The organism is Streptomyces sp. NPDC029041 (genome assembly GCF_040637515.1).
In the GTDB taxonomy this organism is placed as follows: Bacteria; Actinomycetota; Actinomycetes; order Streptomycetales; family Streptomycetaceae; genus Streptomyces.
Map to the genome: position 1 here is coordinate 136,010 of NZ_JBEZWO010000009.1, position 18,689 is coordinate 154,698.

At 73.2% G+C, this 18,689-nt stretch carries 15 protein-coding genes; 6 read left to right on the plus strand and 9 right to left on the minus strand.

All coding sequences use genetic code 11. The features are described 5' to 3' along the window. Positions 1–13 precede the first annotated feature (13 nt). Together AB0F04_RS24485 and AB0F04_RS24490 are read left to right on the plus strand one after the other, a co-directional pair. The gene (locus AB0F04_RS24485) at positions 14–1,780 is read left to right on the plus strand and encodes a glycoside hydrolase family 35 protein (RefSeq protein ID WP_362044520.1); all 1,767 of its coding nucleotides are present in this window, start codon (positions 14–16) and stop codon (positions 1,778–1,780) included. Positions 1,781–1,897: 117 nt separating this feature from the next. Continuing rightward, positions 1,898–2,968, plus strand: coding sequence for a LacI family DNA-binding transcriptional regulator (locus tag AB0F04_RS24490; protein ID WP_362044522.1), 1,071 nt, complete (start codon positions 1,898–1,900; stop codon positions 2,966–2,968). 10 nt (positions 2,969–2,978) lie between these two features. Here the strand turns inward: AB0F04_RS24490 and AB0F04_RS24495 are convergent, their stop codons facing one another. The 4 genes from AB0F04_RS24495 to AB0F04_RS24510 form a co-directional block, all read right to left on the minus strand. After that, a complete protein-coding gene (locus tag AB0F04_RS24495) occupies positions 2,979–4,943 on the minus strand; it encodes a heavy metal translocating P-type ATPase (protein WP_362044524.1) in 1,965 nt (654 codons plus the stop codon). Positions 4,944–5,049: 106 nt separating this feature from the next. Further along, positions 5,050–6,489 carry an NAD-dependent succinate-semialdehyde dehydrogenase gene (locus AB0F04_RS24500; protein WP_362044526.1) on the minus strand — a complete coding sequence of 480 codons (1,440 nt, stop codon included), beginning with the start codon at positions 6,487–6,489 and terminating at the stop codon, positions 5,050–5,052. Next, the gene (locus AB0F04_RS24505; protein ID WP_362044528.1) at positions 6,486–9,353 is read right to left on the minus strand and encodes an FAD-binding and (Fe-S)-binding domain-containing protein; all 2,868 of its coding nucleotides are present in this window, start codon (positions 9,351–9,353) and stop codon (positions 6,486–6,488) included. Before AB0F04_RS24505 ends, AB0F04_RS24500 begins: the two co-directional genes overlap by 4 nt. Beyond that, entirely contained in the window at positions 9,350–10,618 is a 1,269-nt protein-coding gene (locus AB0F04_RS24510) for an aminotransferase class III-fold pyridoxal phosphate-dependent enzyme (protein WP_362044530.1), read from the minus strand. Before AB0F04_RS24510 ends, AB0F04_RS24505 begins: the two co-directional genes overlap by 4 nt. A gap of 212 nt (positions 10,619–10,830) precedes the next feature. On the opposite strand from AB0F04_RS24510, the gene AB0F04_RS24515 reads away from it, so the two are divergent. The 4 genes from AB0F04_RS24515 (at position 10,831) to AB0F04_RS24530 (ending at position 14,931) form a co-directional block, all read left to right on the plus strand. Continuing rightward, positions 10,831–12,495, plus strand: coding sequence for a PucR family transcriptional regulator ligand-binding domain-containing protein (locus AB0F04_RS24515; protein WP_362044532.1), 1,665 nt, complete (start codon positions 10,831–10,833; stop codon positions 12,493–12,495). 62 nt (positions 12,496–12,557) lie between these two features. Further along, complete coding sequence (locus tag AB0F04_RS24520; protein WP_362044533.1) at positions 12,558–13,163, plus strand: RNA polymerase sigma factor; 606 nt, start codon at positions 12,558–12,560, stop codon at positions 13,161–13,163. Next, positions 13,160–13,693, plus strand: coding sequence for a hypothetical protein (locus AB0F04_RS24525; protein WP_362044535.1), 534 nt, complete (start codon positions 13,160–13,162; stop codon positions 13,691–13,693). The genes AB0F04_RS24520 and AB0F04_RS24525 overlap by 4 nt, the downstream gene beginning before the upstream one ends. After that, a complete protein-coding gene (locus AB0F04_RS24530; RefSeq protein ID WP_362044910.1) occupies positions 13,681–14,931 on the plus strand; it encodes an acyltransferase in 1,251 nt (416 codons plus the stop codon). The genes AB0F04_RS24525 and AB0F04_RS24530 overlap by 13 nt, the downstream gene beginning before the upstream one ends. On the opposite strand, the gene paaE is transcribed toward AB0F04_RS24530, so the two are convergent. The 5 genes from paaE to paaA are packed head-to-tail and all read right to left on the minus strand — an operon-like array spanning position 14,868 to position 18,607. Continuing rightward, positions 14,868–15,971: a 1,2-phenylacetyl-CoA epoxidase subunit PaaE gene (gene paaE, locus AB0F04_RS24535; RefSeq protein WP_362044912.1), complete on the minus strand. Its 1,104-nt coding sequence runs from the start codon at positions 15,969–15,971 to the stop codon at positions 14,868–14,870. The two genes, AB0F04_RS24530 and paaE, sit on opposite strands and share 64 nt — an antisense overlap. Before the next feature lie 11 nt (positions 15,972–15,982). Further along, entirely contained in the window at positions 15,983–16,498 is a 516-nt protein-coding gene (paaD, locus tag AB0F04_RS24540; RefSeq protein ID WP_362044537.1) for a 1,2-phenylacetyl-CoA epoxidase subunit PaaD, read from the minus strand. Further along, on the minus strand, positions 16,492–17,319 hold the full coding sequence (gene paaC / locus AB0F04_RS24545; RefSeq protein ID WP_362044539.1) for a 1,2-phenylacetyl-CoA epoxidase subunit PaaC: 828 nt from the start codon (positions 17,317–17,319) through the stop codon (positions 16,492–16,494). Before paaC ends, paaD begins: the two co-directional genes overlap by 7 nt. A gap of 11 nt (positions 17,320–17,330) precedes the next feature. Beyond that, positions 17,331–17,624, minus strand: a complete 294-nt coding sequence (gene paaB, locus AB0F04_RS24550) for a 1,2-phenylacetyl-CoA epoxidase subunit PaaB (RefSeq protein ID WP_030844556.1) — start codon at positions 17,622–17,624, stop codon at positions 17,331–17,333. Next, a complete protein-coding gene (paaA, locus tag AB0F04_RS24555) occupies positions 17,621–18,607 on the minus strand; it encodes a 1,2-phenylacetyl-CoA epoxidase subunit PaaA (RefSeq protein ID WP_362044541.1) in 987 nt (328 codons plus the stop codon). Before paaA ends, paaB begins: the two co-directional genes overlap by 4 nt. Positions 18,608–18,689: the final 82 nt, after the last annotated feature.

Here is an 18,689-nt window from a genome sequence, read left to right on the forward strand (position 1 = left end):
GGGAAGCCTCCGCATGCCCGCCCTGACGACGACGTCCGACGGATTCCTGCTGCACGGCGAGCCGTTCCGGATCATCTCCGGCGCGCTGCACTACTTCCGCGTCCACCCCGGGCTGTGGTCCGACCGGCTGCGCAAGGCGCGGCTGATGGGGCTCAACACGGTGGAGACCTACATCCCGTGGAATCACCACCAGCCCGGGCCCGAGGGCCCCCTCGTCCTCGACGGCTTCCTCGACCTGCCCCGGTTCCTCCGGCTCGCGCAGGACGAGGGGCTGCGGGTGCTGCTGCGTCCGGGGCCGTTCATCTGCGCCGAGTGGGACGGCGGCGGCCTGCCCGACTGGCTGACGTCCGACCCGGACATCCGGCTGCGCACCAGCGATCCACGCTTCACCGGGGCCGTCGACCGCTACCTCGACCTGCTGCTGCCCGCGCTCCGCCCCTACCTGGCGGCGGCGGGCGGTCCCGTCATCGCCGTACAGGTCGAGAACGAGTACGGGGCCTACGGCGACGACGGCGCCTACCTGAAGCACCTCGCCGACGCCCTCCGCTCCCGCGGCGTCGAGGAGCTGCTGTTCACCTGCGACCAGGCCGATCCCGAGCACCTGGCCGCGGGGAGCCTCCCGGGTGTGCTGACCGCCAGTACCTTCGGCAGCCGCATCGAGCGGTCCCTGGCCCGGCTGCGCGAGCACCGGCCCGAAGGCCCGCTGTTCTGCGCCGAGTTCTGGATCGGCTGGTTCGACCACTGGGGCGGCCCCCATCACGTGCGGGACGCGGCCGACGCCGCCGCGGACCTGGACCGGCTGTTGTCCGCCGGGGCGTCGGTGAACATCTACATGTTCCACGGCGGCACGAACTTCGGCTTCGGCAACGGCGCCAACCACAAGCACGCCTACACACCCACCGTCACGTCCTACGACTACGACGCCGCGCTCACCGAGTGCGGCGACCCCGGCCCGAAGTACCACGCCTTCCGCGAGGTCATCGCCCGCCACGCCGCCGTGCCCGACGAGCCAGCCCCGGCCCCGAGTGCCAAACTCCCGCCCACTTCGGTCGAGTTGGGCAGCCGGGCGGACCTCCTGCCGCTCGCCGGCTCGCTCGCGGCCGGCGTACGCGCCGACACGCCCGTGACCATGGACGAGCTCGGGCAGCGCACCGGCTACGCCCTCTACCGCACCGCCCTCCCCGCCGGCGGCGACGGCCTGCTGCACTTCGCCCACGGGGTCGGGGACCGCGCCCAGGTCTTCGTCGACGGTGCACCCGTGGGCGTGCTGGAGAGCGAGCGCCACGACGAGTCGCTGCCCGTGCGGGTGCCGCGCCCCGGCGCGAAGCTGGAGGTGCTCGTCGAGAACATGGGCGGCGTCAACTACGGCCCCCGCATCGGAGCGCCCAAGGGCCTGCTCGGGCCCGTCTCCCTCGACGGCACGGAGCTGACGGGCTGGGAGTGCCGTCCGCTGCCCCTGGACGACCTGGGCGCGGTGCCGTTCGCCCCGGCCGGCAAGGCACCGGTCACCGTGCCGGCCTTCCACCGCGGCAGCTTCGACGTCGGCACCCCCGCCGACGCGTTCCTCTCCCTGCCCGGCTGGTCGAAGGGCCAGGCCTGGGTCAACGGCTTCCACCTGGGCCGCTACTGGAACCGCGGCCCGCAGCGCACGCTGTACGTTCCCGCGCCGGTGCTGCGCCCGGGCACCAACGAACTCGTCCTGCTGGAGCTGCACGGCACCACGACCACCCGTGCCCGGCTCACCGACACCCCCGACCTCGGCCCGGAGAACACCTGGTGAGGCATGCCGTGGGTGCCCTGGTCCGCGGCTGGGACCCCGCGAGCGCCGCCCGGCCTATGCTGTGGTTCCGCCGGGCGGCTTCAGGACCGCCGTGCCGACCTCGAGGAATCATCCGCCATGACACCGAGCGCCCCCGACGGCCCCGTGCCCAAGGGCCGCAGCAGGCGCAACTTCGCCGGTACCCGGCCGGTGATGGCCGACGTGGCCCGGATGGCCGGGGTTTCCAAGCAGACGGTCTCGCGGGTACTCAACGACCATCCGGCCGTCCGGACACAGACCCGCGAGGCGGTCCTGGACGCCATGCGCACCCTCGGCTACCGGCCCAGCCGCAGCGCGCGGTCCCTGGCCAGCGGCAGGACCCGGATGCTCGGGGTGATCTCCTTCGACGCCGCGCGGTACGGGCCCGCCTCGATCCTCACCGCGATCAACACGGCGGCGCAGGAAGCCGGTTACCTCGTCAGCTCCATCGCTCTCGACACCGCCGACCACGACACCGTCGTCGAGGCGTTGAACCGGCTGTCGGCCGAGGGGGCGGACGGCGTGATCGCGATCGCGCCCCAGCTGTGGGTGGGCCGGGCCCTGGCGGAGGCGACCGATCCGGGCACTCCCCTGGTGGTGCTGGAGAACGCGCTCGACGACGAGACGTCCCTGGTCACCGGCGATTCGCGCACCGGTGCCCGCAAGGCCACCGAGCATCTCCTCGGCCTCGGCCACGCCACCGTGTGGCACCTCGCGGGCCCCACGGGCTGGACCTCCGCCGACCACCGGATGACGGGCTGGCAGGCGACGCTCCGGGCGGCCGGTGCCGCCGTTCCGGACCCCCTCGTCGGGGACTGGAGCGCCGGCTCCGGCTACGAGCTCGGCCGTCGGCTGGCCCGGCGCCCCGAGGTGACGGCGGTGTTCGCCTCCAACGACCAGATGGCGCTGGGCCTGCTGCACGCGCTGCACGAGTCGGGACGATCGGTCCCCGGGGACGTCAGCGTGGTCGGTTACGACGACATCCCCGAGGCCGCGCACTTCCTCCCGCCGCTGACCACCGTCCGCACCGACTTCGCGGAGATCGGAACCCGTTCGCTGCGGCTCCTCGTCGACCGCATCGACGGCCCGGGCGAGCGGCCCGGCGTCGGCACCCTCGTGCCCGTGGACCTCGTGGTGCGGGCGAGCAGCGCTCCCCCACCGGTGCGCTGACGGGCGTTCCTCAGTCGTCTCCCCCGGCGGCCCGCTGCCAGGCGCTCTCCCTCAGCAGCCGCAGCCCGTTCAGGCCGACCAGGACCGTGGAGCCCTCGTGGCCCGCGACGCCCAGCGGCAGCGGCAGGTCACCGGCGAGATCCCAGACGACGAGGCCGGTGATGAACACCCCGGCGATCACGAGGTTCTGCACGACGAGGCGGCGGGCGCGACGGGACAGGGCGATCGTGGCCGGAACCGCGGCGAGTTCGTCGCGCACGATGACGGCGTCCGCTGTCTCCAGGGCCAGGTCGGAACCCGCCCGGCCCATGGCGATGCCGGTGTGCGCGGCGGCCAGCGCGGGAGCGTCGTTGACGCCGTCGCCGACGACCAGCACCTTGCGGCCCGCCCTCTCCATCTCCTCGACGGCGGCCAGCTTGTCCTGCGGCAGCAGCCCGGCGCGCACGTCGTCGATGCCGGCTTCGGCGGCGAGGTGCGCGGCGGCGCGGGGGTTGTCGCCGGTGAGGAGCACCGGGGCGGTGCCGGTGAGCCGGGCGAGGGAGGTGACGGTGGCGGCGGCGTCCGGGCGCAGCCGGTCGGCGATGCCGAGCAGCCCGGCGGGAGTGCCGTCGACGACGACCAGGACGGCGGTACGGCCGGACTCCTCCAGTTCCGCGGCAGCGGCCACGGCGTCGGCCGCCAGCCGGGCCGGTGCGCCGACCTCGACCGTGCGGCCGCCGACGACGGCGGTGACTCCCACGCCGGGCGCGGAGCCGAAGTCCCGTGCGTCGGGCAGGTCGAGACCGCGCTCGCGGGCCGCGTCCACGACCGCCCGGGCCAGCGGATGCTCACTGGGCCGCTCGGCGGCGGCCGCCAGCGTCAGCACCTCCGCCTCGTCCAGGCCGGATCCGGGCAGCGGCCGGACGTCGGTGACACGGGGACCGCCCTCGGTGAGGGTGCCGGTCTTGTCCAGGGCGACGGCGTCCACCTGGCCGAGCCGCTCCATCACGACGGCCGACTTCACCAGCACGCCGTGCCGTCCGGCGTTGGCGATGGCCGACAGCAGGGGCGGCATGGTGGCCAGGACGACCGCGCACGGCGACGCCACGATCATGAAGGTCATGGCGCGCAGCAGGGCGTCGGTGAGCTCGGCCCCGAAGGCGAGCGGGACCAGGAAGACGGCCAGGGTCGCGGCCACCATGCCCAGCGAGTAGCGCTGTTCGACCTTCTCGATGAACAGCTGCGTGGGCGCCTTGGTCTCGGACGCCTCCTGCACCATGCGGACGATCCGGGCGATCACCGAGTCGGAGGCGTCGCGTTCGACCCGGATCCGCAGCGCGCCGGTGCCGTTGAGGGTGCCTGCGAAGACCTCGTCGCCGGGCTCCTTCGCCGCCGGCAGCGGTTCGCCGGTGATGGTCGCCTGATCCACCTCGCTCGCCCCGTCCAGCACCCGGCCGTCGGCGCCGATCCGCTCCCCGGGGCGTACGAGGACGGTGTCGCCGACCTCCAGCTCCTCGACGGGGACGGCCTGTTCGGCGCCGTCCGGGCCCATCCGGGTGGCGGTGGCGGGGGCCAGGTCGAGCAGGCCGCGCACGGAGTCGGCGGTACGGGCCGTGGCCAGGGCCTCCAACGCGCCCGAGGTGGCGAAGATGACGATGAGCAGGGCGCCGTCCATGACCTGCCCGATCGCGGCCGCGCCCAGTGCGGCGACGACCATCAGCAGGTCGACGTCGAGGGTGCGGTCCTTCAGAGCCTTGAGGCCCTCCCAGCCGGGCTCCCAGCCCCCGGCCACGTACGACAGGGCGTACAGGGCTCCCCAGGTCCAGGCGGGTGCGCCGGTCAGCTGCAAGGGCAGGGCGAGCAGGAAGAAGGCGGTGGCCGCGGCGGCCCAGCGTGCCTCGGGGAGCGCGAGGACACGGGTTCGCCGCCGGGCCGTCGCTCCGGTGCGTGCGGGCTTCGCCCGTTCGACCGGCTGGGGCGCGAGCGTGGAGGTCATCAGGGGTCCTTCTGGCGGGGTCGCGTGGCCACCCCACCATACAGGAACACATGAAGACTCATTCATACCTTCATGCGACAGCCTCGGCGCCGTCAGCACCCCGCCCTCACCGCACGGGCACCGCCAGGTACTGGTACTCCAGGAACTCGTCGATCCCGACGCGGCCGCCTTCACGCCCGAGCCCGGACTGCTTGACTCCACCGAAGGGCGCGGCGGGGTTGGAGACGAGGCCGGTGTTCAGGCCCACCATGCCCACCTCCAGGCCCTCGCTGACGCGCAGCCCGCGGTCCAGCCCCTGGGTGAACACGTACCCGACGAGGCCCCAGGGCGTGTCGTTGGCGCGGCGCAGCACCTCGTCCTCGTCGTCGAAGGTGAGGATCGCGGCGACCGGGCCGAAGATCTCCGTGTCCATCAGACGGCTGCCGGGATCGACGTCGGCCAGCACGGTCGGCGGGTAGAAGTGGCCGGGCCCTTCCGGAGTGCGGCCGCCGACGAGCACCCGGGCGCCGCGCTCCACCGCGTCGGCGACGAGGTCCGCGACCTTGGTGCGTCCGGCGGCGTCGATCAGCGGGCCGACGTCGACGCCGTTCCGGGTCCCGGGTCCCACCACGAGGGCGCCCATCCGCTCGGCGAGCCGCCGCCCGAACTCTTCGGCCACCGACCGGTGCACGAAGAACCGGTTCGCCGCCGTGCAGGCCTCGCCCATGTTCCGCATCTTGGCGACCATCGCCCCGTCCACGGCCACGTCCAGGTCGGCGTCGTCGAAGACGATGAAGGGCGCGTTCCCGCCCAGCTCCATCGAGGTGCGGACGACCGCGTCGGCGCACTGCGCGAGCAGCAGCCGGCCCACGGCGGTGGAGCCGGTGAAGGACAGCTTGCGGATCCGGCCGCCGCGCAGCAGCGGCTCGCACACCTCGCCGGCGCGGGAGGTGGTGACGACGTTCAGCACCCCGTCCGGCAGACCCGCCTCCTTGAGGATCCCGGCCAGCGCAAGGCTGGTCAGCGGGGTCTGCGGGGCGGGCTTGAGGATCATCGTGCAGCCCGCCGCGATCGCCGGGCCGATCTTGCGGGTGCCCATGGCCAGCGGGAAGTTCCACGGCGTGATCAGCAGGCAGGGTCCGACCGGGCGGCGGGAGAGCAGCATGCGGTTGCGGCCGTCGGGCAGGGTGCCGCAGCCGCCGTCGATACGCACGGCCTCCTCGGAGAACCAGCGGAAGAACTCGGCGGCGTACGCCACCTCTCCCCGGGCCTCGGCGAGCGGCTTGCCCATCTCGGACGTCATCAGGTGGGCCAGTTCGTCGGTGCGCTCCAGGACGATCTCGTAGGCGCGGCGCAGGATCTCGCTGCGCGCCCGGGGGGCCGTACGGGCCCAGTCCCGCTGGGCCTCCACGGCCGCTTCCTCCGCGAGCCGGGCGTCCTTGGGGCCGGCGTCGGCGATGCGGCAGAGGATCTCGCCGGTCGCGGGGTCGTCGACGGGCATGGTGGCGCCGTCCGCGGCGTCCACCCAGGCACCGCCGATGAACAATTGAGTGGGAACCTCGGTCATGTCGTTTCTCCTGGCTGGTCGGCGGCGGGGTCGAGCAGTTCGGCGAGGTGCAGGGCTCGGATGTCCCTGCCGCCCGCGAGGTGGTCGATCTGGGTGGCGCAGCTGAAGCCGTCGGCGATGACGGGCCGTCCGTCGAGGTGGTCGAGGCGGGGCTTCAGCGCGAGGTCGGCGACGGCCATCGAGGTGTCGTAGTGCTCTGCCTCGAAGCCGAAGTTGCCGGCCAGTCCGCAGCAGCCCTCGGCCTCGTCGACTCCGCGTACGCCCAGGCGCCGCAGCAGGTCGGCGGGGTGGCGGCCCTTGAAGGTGGCGTACTCGTGGCAGTGGGTCTGGAGCACGACGTTCTCGGGGAGGGGCGGTGGAGTCCAGCCCGGTTCGGCAAGGTCGGTCAGGGCCCCGGTGAAGGTCCGCACCCGGTCGGCGACCCGCCGGGCGGCCTCGGTGCCGAGGAGCTCGGGCACGTCGCGTTTGAGGGCGGCGGCACAGCTCGGTTCGGCCACGACGACGGGCCGGTCGTCACCGTCGTCGAGGGCGGCGACGGTACGGGCCATGACCTTGCGGGCCGTGTCCAGCTGGCCGGTGCTGACCCAGGTCAGCCCGCAGCACAGGCCGTCCCGGGGTGTGCAGGGGATACCGGCGTCGGCGAGCACCCGGCTCGCCGCTCCCACGACCCGGGGGCGGAAGGCGCGGGTGAAGCTGTCCACGAAGAGGACCGCCTTGGCGGGTCCTGCGGGCTGTGCCGCGCGCAGGGTCCTGCGCAGGGCGCGCCGGGAGGCGAAGGCGGGGATCCTGCGCTCGGTGGTGACACCGCCCAGACGGGCCAGGAGTCTGCCGAGCGGGCCGCGCAGCAGGGCGTTGACCGGCCGGGCGGCGTATCCCGCGAGCGCCGAGGTCTTCGGCAGCCAGCCCAGGGAGTAGTGCGACCGGGGGCGCAGGCGGCCCCGGTAGTGCTGGTGGAGGAACTCGGCCTTGTAGGTGGCCATGTCGACACCCACCGGGCAGTCGCTGGAGCAGGCCTTGCAGGACAGGCACAGGTCGAGGGCGTCCTTGACCTCGGTCGAGCGCCAGCCGTCCCGGACGGTCTCGCCCCGGACCATTTCCTGGAGCATGCGGGCCCGGCCGCGGGTGGAGTCGTTCTCCTCGCCCGTGGCGCGGTAGCTGGGGCACATCACCCCGCCCGCGTCACTGCGGCAGCGGCCGACCCCGACACAGCGGCGTACGGCTCCGGCGAAGCCGTCCGCGTCGTGCGGGAAGCCGAACGTCGTGTCCACGAGGGGGAGTTCACGCAGCGCGAGAGCGGCGTCCAGCGGGGCCGGGTGGACGATCACACCGGGATTGAGGAGCCCGTCGGGGTCGAAGACCCGCTTGAAGGCGGCGAACGCGGCGATCATGCGGTGGCTGTACATCACCTCGAGCAGCTCGCCGCGGGCACGTCCGTCACCGTGCTCACCCGACAGGGTGCCGCCGTGCTCCACGACCAGCGCGGCGGCCTCGGCGAGGAAGCGGCGCATGACCTCCCGGCCGGTGCCGGTGGTCATGTCGAAGTCGATCCGCACGTGCACGCAGCCCGCGCCGAAGTGCCCGTACAGCACACCCGTCAGATGGTGGGAGGCGAGCAGCTTGCGGAAACCGCGCAGGTAGGCCGCCAGGTCCTCCGGGGCGACGGCAGCGTCCTCCCAGCCCGGCCAGGACTCCCCGCCGTCGACGAGCCGGGCGGCGAGCCCGGCACCGTCCTCCCGCACCCGCCACAGCGACCGCCGCTCCGCCGGGCTCTGCACGACCCGGCCCCCGGTCAGCCGCCCCAGGTCCGTCAGCACGCCGAGCAACTCGGCGGCCCGGGCGTCCACGTCGGCCTGGTCGTCGCCTTCGAGCTCGACGTACAGCCAGGCGCGGCCCGCGGGCAGGCCGGTGACGGAACCGGGGCCGCGGCGGGCGCGCATGGTGGCGACGATCGCCTCGTCCATGCCCTCCACCGCGCTCGGCGAGAAGCGCAGGATCTCGGGCACGTCCTCGGCCGCGTCGACCACGTCGTCGTAGCCGAGCGTGAGGAGCGTGGTTGCCTGTGCGGTCGCCACCAGGCGGACCGTCGCGGCGGTGACGACCGCACAGGTGCCCTCGGTACCCACCAGAGCGCGGGCCAGGTCGAAGCCGTTCTCCGGCAGGAGGTGGTGGAGCTGGTAGCCGGAGACCTGGCGCGGGATGCGGCCCAGCTCGGTCCGGATCGGCGCCAGGTTCTGCTCGACCAGGCGCCTGAGGCCGGATTCGAGCCGGGCCACGGCCCCGGCGTCACCCGGGTCCACCGGACGCAGCCCGCGGTGATCGGCGACGGCCCGCACACCGTCGGCCGTCAGGATCTCCAGCGCCTCGACATGCCCGCTGGTCCGCCCGTCGCGCACCGACCGGTTCCCGCAGGCGTCGTTGCCGATCATGCCGCCGAGGGTGCAGCGGCTGTGCGAGGAGGGGTCCGGGCCGAAGTCGAGCCCGTGCAGCGCGGTCGCGCTGCGCAGCGCGTCCAGGACGACACCCGCCTCGACCCGCGCGGTGCGCGCCTCCACGTCGATGTCCAGGATCCGGTTCATGTACCGGGAGAAGTCCAGGACCACACCCGGCCCGACGGCGTTGCCGGCCATGCTGGTGCCGCCGCCCCGGGCGGTGACCGGCACACCGGCCTCCCGGCAGGCCCGCAGCACCGCGACCACGTCGTCGGCGGTGCGCGGGAAGACCACCGCCCTGGGCGGCACCCGGTAGTTGGAGGCGTCGTAGGCGTAGGGGCCGGTGGCCCCCGGGCCGGTCTCCACCCGCAGACCGGGCGCGAACTCGGCGATACGGGCCGTCAGACCCGCCAGGTCGCGGGTGGCGGTGGTCATCGGTCCGCCGCTCCCGAGGTTCCGGCCTCGACGGCCATGGCCCAGGCCCGCAGGCCCTCGTCGACGCCGTTCTCGTCGATCACGAGCGCAGGGATCATACGGACGACCTGGTTCCAGGCGCCGCACAGCAGCAGGAGCAGGCCCTCGTCGACGGCGGCCCGCTGGACGCGGGCGGCGGTCTCCGGGTCGGGGCTGCCGTCCTCCGTGACGAACTCGGTGGCGAGCATGAGGCCGAGGCCGCGGACGTCGCCGATGCCCGGGGTGCGGTCGGCCACGGCCTCCAGGCCCTGGCGGAGCCGCTTGCCCATCGCCTCGGCGTTCTCGACGAGCTTCTCGTCGCGTACGACGTCCAGCGTCGCGCAGGCGGCGGCGCAGGCGACGGCGTTGGCGCCGTACGTGCCGCCCTGCGAGCCGGGCCAGGCCTTCGTCATCAGCTCCTCGGAGGCGGCGATGCCGGAGAGGGGGAAGCCGCTGGCGAGGCCCTTGGCGGTGACCAGGATGTCGGGGGTGACGCCGAAGTGGTCGTGGCCCCAGAAGCGGCCGGTGCGGCCGACGCCGGTCTGCACCTCGTCGAGGATCAGCAGGAAGCCGTGCCGGTCCGCCCGCTCCCGCAGCCCTTCGAGGAAGGCGCGGTTGGCGGGGACGTAGCCGCCCTCGCCGAGGACCGGCTCGACGATGATCGCCGCAGTGTCGGCGGGCGAGGAGATCGTCTGGAGGGTGTAGTCGAGTTCCTTCAGCGCGAAGCGGGTGGCGGTCTCCTCGTCCCAGCCGTACCGGAAGGGCGTCGGGAACGGGGTGACGACCACGCCGCTCATCAGCGGCGAGAACCCGGAGCGGAAGCGGGTGCCGGAAGTGGTCATGGAGGCTGCGGCGACCGTGCGGCCGTGGAAGCCGCCGTGGCAGACCAGGACGTTGGGCCGGCCGGTGGCCTGACGGGCCAGCCGCAGCGCCGCCTCGACGGCCTCGCTGCCGGAGTTGGTGAAGAACAGGCTGTCCAGTCCGGCCGGCAGCACCTCGCCCAGCTTGTCGACGAGGCGGCGCAGCGGCTGGTGCATGACGGTCGTGTACTGGCCGTGGATCAGCGTGCCCACCTGCTCCTGCGCCGCCGCCACGACCTGGGGGTGGCAGTGCCCGGTGCTGGTGACGCCGATGCCGGCGGTGAAGTCGAGGTAGCGGCGGCCGTCCTCACCGTAGAGGTGGACGCCCTCGCCCCGGGCGGCCACGACGGGCGTGGCCTGGCGAAGGTGCGGCGACAGTGCGGTCATGGTGTCTCCCGGCCGTACGACGAGGTCTGGTGGCTTGGCTCAGCTCCGGTACCCGAGCATCGAAGCCGCCGCGAAACGGGACAACGCGTGATCTGTCCAGCCGGAACCCGTTGTCCGGACGTTGTGTCAACCGCCGAACCCCCCGTGCACCGCCCGCCCCTCCTGCGGGCAGCTCTTGCGCAGGTCAGCGCCGCTTGTCAGAGTGACCGGGCATGCAGGGAGGCACCGTGAACGCTCACCCCCCGGCGGCGGGCCCGGACCCCGCCCCGGCCGGCCGTGCGCCGACCCTCGCCGACGTCCTCGCCCTGCCGGTGCTGGCCGCCGGGCAGCCCCAGGTCGTCACGGGGCTGGACCTTCTGGACCGGCCGGTGCGCTGGGTGCACATCACCGAGCTGACGGACCCCGCCTCCTTCCTCAAGGGCGGCGAGCTGGTCCTGACCACGGGCATGCCGCTGCCCGAGGACCCCGCGGGGGTCCGCCGGTACGTCGAGGAACTCACCGAGGTGGGAGCCGCCGCCCTGGTCATCGAACTCGTACGGCGCTACCACCGGCCGCCCGACGCCCTCGTACAGGCCTGCCGGGCCCGGGGCCTGCCCCTGGTCACCCTCGCCCGTGATGTCAACTTCCTCGAGGTGACCCAGGTCGTGCACGCCCTGATCCTCGGCAACCAGGCCGACGCGATGCGGCGGACCCAGCGGATCCACGAGGCGTTCACGGCCCTGACGTTGCGCGGGGCGGGGCCGGAGGAGGTGGTCCGCGCGGCGGCGGAGATGAGCGGCCGAACGGTCGTGCTGGAGAACCTTGCGCACCAGGCGCTGATCTGCGAGCCCTCGGGGAGCACGGTGGAGGAGGCGCTCGGGGACTGGGAGCGGCGCTCCCGGGCGACCGCGCCCCGGGACCACACCGAGGTGGGCGGCCCGGAGGGCTGGCTCACCGCGCCGGTCTCCTACCAGGGCGAACGGTGGGGGCGGCTGGCCATGCTGCCCTCCGACGGGCCGGTCTTCGGGCCGGAGCACATCACCGTCCTGGAGCGGACGGCGATGGCCCTGACCGTGGCCCGGCTCATCCACTCCACGCCGTGGGAGCGCACGGCCCACCGCAACGCCCTGCGGGAGCTGGCCGAGCAGCGCCACCACTCCCCCGCGGACGTCCGTGCCCGCTGCGCCGCGCTGGGCCTGCCCACGGAGGCCGGTGTGTTCCTGGCGGTCCTCGTGGACCCGGGACCCGGCGGGGCGGGCGCCGAGCCGGAGAGCCGGCTGCACCGGGAGCTGAGGTCGGCCGGCGTCCCGGCCCTGGTCGGCGAACTCTCCCCCGGCCGCCTCGGCGTCCTGCTGGCCCTGCGCCCGGCCCAGCCCTGGCGGCCCGTGGCCGAACGGCTGAGCCGAACCGCGCTGGCCATGGCCCCGGCGGCGATCGTCGGGGTCGGCTCGGAGGTCACGGATCTCGCCGAGACCGCACGCTCGTTCCGGGAGGCGGCCCGGGTCATAGAGGCCACCCCGCCCGGCCAGGCCCCGCCCGCGGACCGTTCCTTCCACGAACTGCCGGACATCGACCTGCGCCGGCTGCTGTACGCGCTGCGCGAGGACACCAGGATCCAGGACTACACCGAACGCCGGCTGAGCCGCCTCATCGAGCATGACACCCGGCACGGCACCGACCTGCTGACGACCCTGGGCCACTACCTCGACGCGGCCGGCAACAAGACCACGGCGGCCCGTCGCGGCGGCCTGTCCCGGGAGACCATGTACCAGCGCCTGCGCGCCATCGAACGCCTCCTCGACACCGACCTCGAATCCGGCGACCGCCGCACCGAACTCCACGTGGCACTCATGGCGTTGCGGGTGCTGCGCGCCGACCGGGGAGCGCACCCCGTGTAACGCTTTTCGCGTCCCGTTCCAAGAACAAGTGACAGGCACCTGTCGACGAGAAGGGGACATTCGTGGAAGACGCGGAACGGTTACGGGGCGGGCTCGCTGCGGCGGCCGGCGACCCGCGGCTCTTCGAGGAGTTCTACCGGCGTCACGTCGACGCGGTGCTGCGTTTCGTGGCCCGCCGGGTGGACGACCCGCACACGGCGGCCGACCTGACGGCCGAGATCTTCCTCGCCGTCCTCGACTCGGCCGGCACGTACCGGCCGCACCTCGGCAGCGAGACCGCCTGGCTGTACGGCATCGCCCGCAACGTGGTGTCGTCGGAGCGCCGCCGGATCGCCCGGGAGACCGAACGCGATCTGCGCATCTCCGGGCGGCGGTTGCTGGAGCCCGACGACATCGCCCGTATCGAGGACAGGCTCGACGCGGAGAGCCCCGGGCGGCGCGTTCTTGCCGCGCTGGCGCGGCTGCCCGAGGGCGAGCGGGCCGTCATGGAACTGATCGCCGTCGACCAGCTCACGGTCACCGAGGCCGCGGCCGCCCTGGGCATCCGCCAGGTCACGGCCCGGGTCCGGCTGCACCGGGCGCGCAAGGCACTGCGCGAGGAGACGGACTGCCGGACCGCTCGCACGGCGGAGGCATCGCTGGTGTACGCGGCGAGGGGGGAAGCATGAGCGCGAGGACGACGTTCGAGGACCGGCTGCTCGGTGAGCTGAAGAGAGAGATCGCGCTGCGGGGGGCGGGGCCCGGGGCGGACGACGTGGGCGGGGCGACGGCTTCCGTGCGCCGCCGGTTCGCCCCGCGGCGGATCGCCGTAGTGGTGGCGGCCTGCGCGGCGGCGTGGGCCGCAACGGTGGTGGTGCCCGGTTCGCCCGCCGACTCCGGCGCGTTCGCGGCGGAACGCCGCGACGACGGCAGTGTCGAACTCATGGTCAGGACCAACGGCTTCGGCATCGACGACCAGCTGGAACTCGCGGAGCGCGTGCGCCCGTGGGGCATCCGGGTGGATGTGGTCGCCCCCGCGGACATGTGCAGCTCGTGGGACATCCCCCGGGTCAAGGTTCTCACCGCCGAGGGCGACCCCGTCCGGGCCTGGCCCATCACCCTGCGCCGGGGCAGCACGCTGGTGATCGAGAACTCCCTGGGCGAACCGGTGCGGAGGGACGAGATCGAGTACTACGAGGTCGAGTCCTGCACCCGGTGAGCCGGCTGGGCTGGCTCGACGCACTGCGCGGACTCGCCGCCCTCGTCGTGGTGTTCGACCACTCCTCGCACACCTTCATGCCGGACTTACGGGCGGAGTTGATGCCCCAGTTCAACACCAGCCGCTACGGCATCCTGGTGTTCTTCCTGGTCAGCGGGTACGTCATCCCGGCATCGCTGGAACGCCGGGGCTGTGTGCGGGCGTTCTGGATCGGGCGGGTCTTCCGGGTGTATCCGCTGTGGGCGGTCGTCGTCGCGGTGTTCCTCGGCGTCGACTTCCTCGGCCTCGCTGAGGTACGGGACGTCGACGGGCAGAGCACGCTCACCGTGACCGTCGCGCACGTCACGATGCTCCAGGAGTTGCTGGGGACGCCCAACGTCCTGCTCGTCCTGTGGACGCTGTCGTACGAGATGTGCTTCTACCTGCTGGTCGTCGCGCTTTTCACAGTCCGCTTGCACCGGCAGTCCGCGGCGGTCGCGGGCGGCCTGGCGGCCCTCGCGGGAGTGAGCGCAGGGGCGAGTGCCGTTCTGCCGGTTTCCGCGCTGTCCGGCCTGGTCGGCACCGGCCCGCTGATCGCCTTCGCGTCGATCGCCATGGGTGTCGCCCTGTGCTGTGCGAGCTCCGGCTCTCCCAAGCTGCGGGTGTTCGGGGGTGTGCTGGGCGGGGCGCTGGGGCTCGTGCTGATCGCGTGCAACGGCACGGTCCCGTTGTGGGAGGGCCTGGTGATCCTCGCGGCAATGTTCCTCGGCACCGCGGTCCATCGAGCCGAGCGGGGGCAGAGCACCTGGCGTCGCACGGGAGGCACCGCCATCGTGGTGGTCACCTGTGCCGTGGCCAGTGCCTACCGGTACGGCGACGGCCACCACTTCACCCGACGTGGCTGGATCACGGCGTTCCTGCTGGCCGTGCTCACCTTCGCGGCCGGATGGGCGTGGCGCCACCGGCGCGTACCACGGCTGCTGACCGGCCTGGGAGCGATCAGCTACTCGGTGTACCTGGTGCATCCGGTGCTGCTGGCAGTGATCGACAGCACCACCGGACGCAGGCGCGACGACGACGCCGTGCTCGAAGTGGCGTTCTTCGCCGTGCTGTTGCCCCTGTGCGTGCTGACCCACCGCCACGTCGAAGCGCCGGGCCGGGCCTGGGGCCGCAGGCTGGCCCGCCGCTTGGACGATCAGGTGTCGAAGTCCACCGTCAGCTCCTCCGACACCGGGAACGACTGGCAGGTGAGGACGTAGCCCGCGTCGACCTCGGACGGTTCGAGGGCGAAGTTGCGGCGCATCTCGGCCTTGCCGTCGGTGATCTGGGCCCGGCAGGTGCCGCAGACGCCGCCCTTGCAGGCGAAGGGCAGGTCGGGGCGGGTCTGCTGGGCCCCTTCCAGGATGGTGCGGTCGCGGGGCAGCGGGGACGTGGTGGAGCGGCCGTCGAGGGTGACGGTGACCTGGCTGACCGGGCCGGAGGGGCCGGTCTCGGTGTGCCGGACCTCGCGGACGGGCTCGTCGTCGGCGTAGAACAGCTCCTGGTGGACACGGTCGGCGGGGACGCCGAGGCCGGTCAGGACCTGCTGGGCGGCACGGACCATGCCGTGCGGGCCGCACAGCCACCAGTGGTCGGCCGATTCCACGTCCACCAGGGCGTCGACGAGCGCCGAGAGCCGCTCGGCGTCGAGGCGGCCGGAGAGCACCTCGGCCTCGCGGGGCTCGCGGGAGAGGACGTGGGCGAGCTGGAACCGTGTCGGGTAGAGGTCCTTCAGGTCGGCGAGCTCGTCGGCGAACATCACCGTGCCGGTGCGGCGGTTGCCGTAGAGCAGGGTGACGCGAGAGCGGGGGTCGGCGGCCAGGACGGACTCGGCGATGGAGACCATGGGCGTGATGCCGGAGCCCGCCGCGATCAGGACGTGGTGGCCGTGCGCGGTGAGGTCGGGGGTGAAGGCACCGGTGGGCGCCATGACCTCGACGGTGTCGCCGGGGCGGACGTCGTGCACCAGCCAGGAGGAGAACAGGCCGCCCGGCACCACCCGGACGCCGATCCGGGGCGCCGTGCCGGCGGGCGCGCAGATCGAGTACGAGCGGCGCTCGTCCCGGCCGTCGATGTCGCGGCGCAGGGTGAGCGACTGTCCGGGCGCGAAGGCGAACTCCTCGGCGAGCTCGGCCGGGATGTCGAAGCTGACGGCCACCGCGTCCTCGCACAGCGGCTGCACGGCGGCGACCCGCAGGCGGTGGAAGACCGGACGTCGGCGGGCACGCGGGCGGGCCGCCGGGGCGGGGGCCGGCTCCATCAGGTCCTCCATCAGATCTCCTTGACGTACTCGAACGGCTCGCGGCAGGCGAGGCAGCGCCACAGGGACTTGCAGGACGTGGCGCCGAAGCGGGAGGTCTCCTCGGTGTCGGGGTGACCGCAGCGCGGGCAGGGCACCGAGCGGCGGGGCGGTGTCAGCACCAGCGGGACCGGGCCGGGGGCGTGCCGCGGCACTGCTCCGGGCGGGGCGATGCCGTGCTCGGTGAGCTTGCGCCGGCCCTCCGCCGTGATCCAGTCGCTGCTCCACGGCGGGTCGAGGACCGTGCGGATCTCCACGCGCCCATAGCCCGCCTCGCGCAGCCGGGCCGCCACGCCCGCGCGCATCTCGGCCATCGCCGGGCAGCCCGAGTAGGTCGGGGTCAGGCTCGCGACGACCGTGCCGTCCGGGTCCAGCGTCACCTCGCGCAGCACGCCGAGGTCGGCCAGGGTGAGCATGGGCAGTTCGGGGTCGGGCACCTGCTCGGCGATGCGCCGGGCCCGTCGCGCGTCCAGGAGTGCCGTCACCATGCCGCCTCCGGGTGGGCACGGGCCACGCCCTGCAACTCGGCCAGCAGCGGGGCCAGATGCTCGGTGTGGTCCCCCGTGCGGCCCGAGCCGGGCAGGGGGCGGTAGACCGGCATGGGCAGTCCGGCCGCCCCGGTGACCTGGCGGAGGACCGCGACGACCTCGTCCCGGACGTCGTAGGCCGTGAACAGCTCGCCCAGGTAGGGCGCCACCTGTTCCTGCGCCTTGCGCATCCGGCGGTGGGACTCCTCGGTGCCGTCGCCGAGGCGCACGGCCCACTCGGCGGCGTACTGGCGGTGGTAGGTCAGTTCCTTCACGCCCTTGGCGGCGATCGCCGCGAGCACCGGGTCGCGGTGTTCGGTGAGCCGCTCGAAGTGGGCGAGGCGCCAGCTGGAGAGGACCAGCAGTCGCACGATCGAGAAGGCGAAGTCGGCGTTGGGAAGTTCGGCCAGGCGTACGTTGCGGAAGTCGCCGGGGTCGCGGAAGTAGGCGTAGGCGTCCTCGTCGCGGCCGGTGCCGTCGGCCTGGCCGGCGCGGGAGTAGAGCAGGCGGGCCTGGCCGAGGAGGTCGAGCCCGATGTTGGCCAGCGCCACCTCCTCCTCCAGCTCGGGGGCTCGGGTGGTCCACTCGGCGAGCCGCTGGGCGCAGACGAGGGCGTCGTCGGCCAGGGTGACGCAGAGGGCGGCCAGTTCACCGGCGTCCACGTCGTCCGGCACGGTCGTGTCGATGCCGTGCAGGGGGTCCTCGAAGCCGGTGCCGTAGGCCCAGCGGGTGTCGTCCTCGTGTCCCTCGGCGAGGGTCAGGTAGACGTGGTCGTCGCTCAATGCCCTCTCCTTCAGATGTGCGGGACGTCTTCGGGGATGTCGTAGAAGGTCGGGTGCCGGTAGACCTTGTCGGCGCTGGGCTCGAAGAAGGGGTCCTTCTCGTCGCGGGTGGAGGCGGCGATGTGCTCGGAGCGCACGACCCAGATGCTCACGCCCTCGTTGCGCCGGGTGTACAGGTCACGGGCGTGGGTGAGCGCCATGCGGTCGTCGGCGGCGTGCAGCGATCCCACGTGGACGTGGTTCAGCCCGCGCTTGCCGCGTACGAACACCTCGTACAGCGGCCAGTCCTGCTTGTCGGCGGTCATGCCACCGCTCCCTTCTCCGCGCGGGCGGCCTGCTTGGCGGCGTGGGCGGTGGCCGCCTCGCGCACCCAGGCGCCCTCCTCGTGGGCCGTGCGGCGCCGTTGCATCCGCTGGTCGTTGCACGGGCCGTCGCCCTTGATGACCCGCATCAGCTCGTCCCAGTCGGGCGTGCCGAAGTCGTGGTGGCCCCGTTCCTCGTTCCAGCGCAGCTCCGGGTCGGGGAGCGTCACGCCGAGCTTCTCGGCCTGCGGGACGGTCATGTCGACGAAGCGCCGGCGCAGTTCGTCGTTGCTGTGCCGCTTGATCTTCCAGGCCATGGACTGCGCGGAGTTGGGCGAGGCGTCGTCGGGCGGGCCGAACATCATCAGCGACGGCCACCACCAGCGGTTCACGGCGTCCTGCACCATCTCGCGCTGTTCCGGGGTGCCGCGCATCATCGTCATCAGCAGCTCGTAGCCCTGCCGCTGGTGGAACGACTCCTCCTTGCAGATCCGGACCATGGCGCGCGCGTACGGTCCGTAGGAGGAGCGGCACAGGGGCACCTGGTTGCAGATCGCGGCGCCGTCCACGAACCAGCCGATCACGCCGACGTCGGCGAAGCTCAGCGTCGGGTAGTTGAAGATCGACGAGTACTTCTGGCGGCCCTCGATCAGCCGCTCGGTGAGGTCCGCGCGGTCGGCGCCCAGCGTCTCCGCCGCGGAGTACAGGTACAGCCCGTGCCCGGCCTCGTCCTGGACCTTGGCGAACAGAATGGCCTTGCGGCGCAGCGACGGAGCGCGGGTGATCCACTCGCCCTCCGGCTGCATACCGATGATCTCCGAGTGCGCGTGCTGCGCGATCTGCCGGATGAGGGTCTTCCGGTACCCCTCCGGCATCCAGTCGCGCGGCTCGATCCGCTGGTCCCGCGCGATCGTCGCGTCGAAGTGCTGCTGGAGATCCGGCTCGGCGCCGTCCGCCCCCGGGGCGCTGGAGTGTGTCGTGTCCATCCGTCCCACTTCCCAACCGACCATTCGTTCGGTCCATCGTAGGACACGTCGGCGCACCTTGGTAAGACCCTTCGGGCAAGTC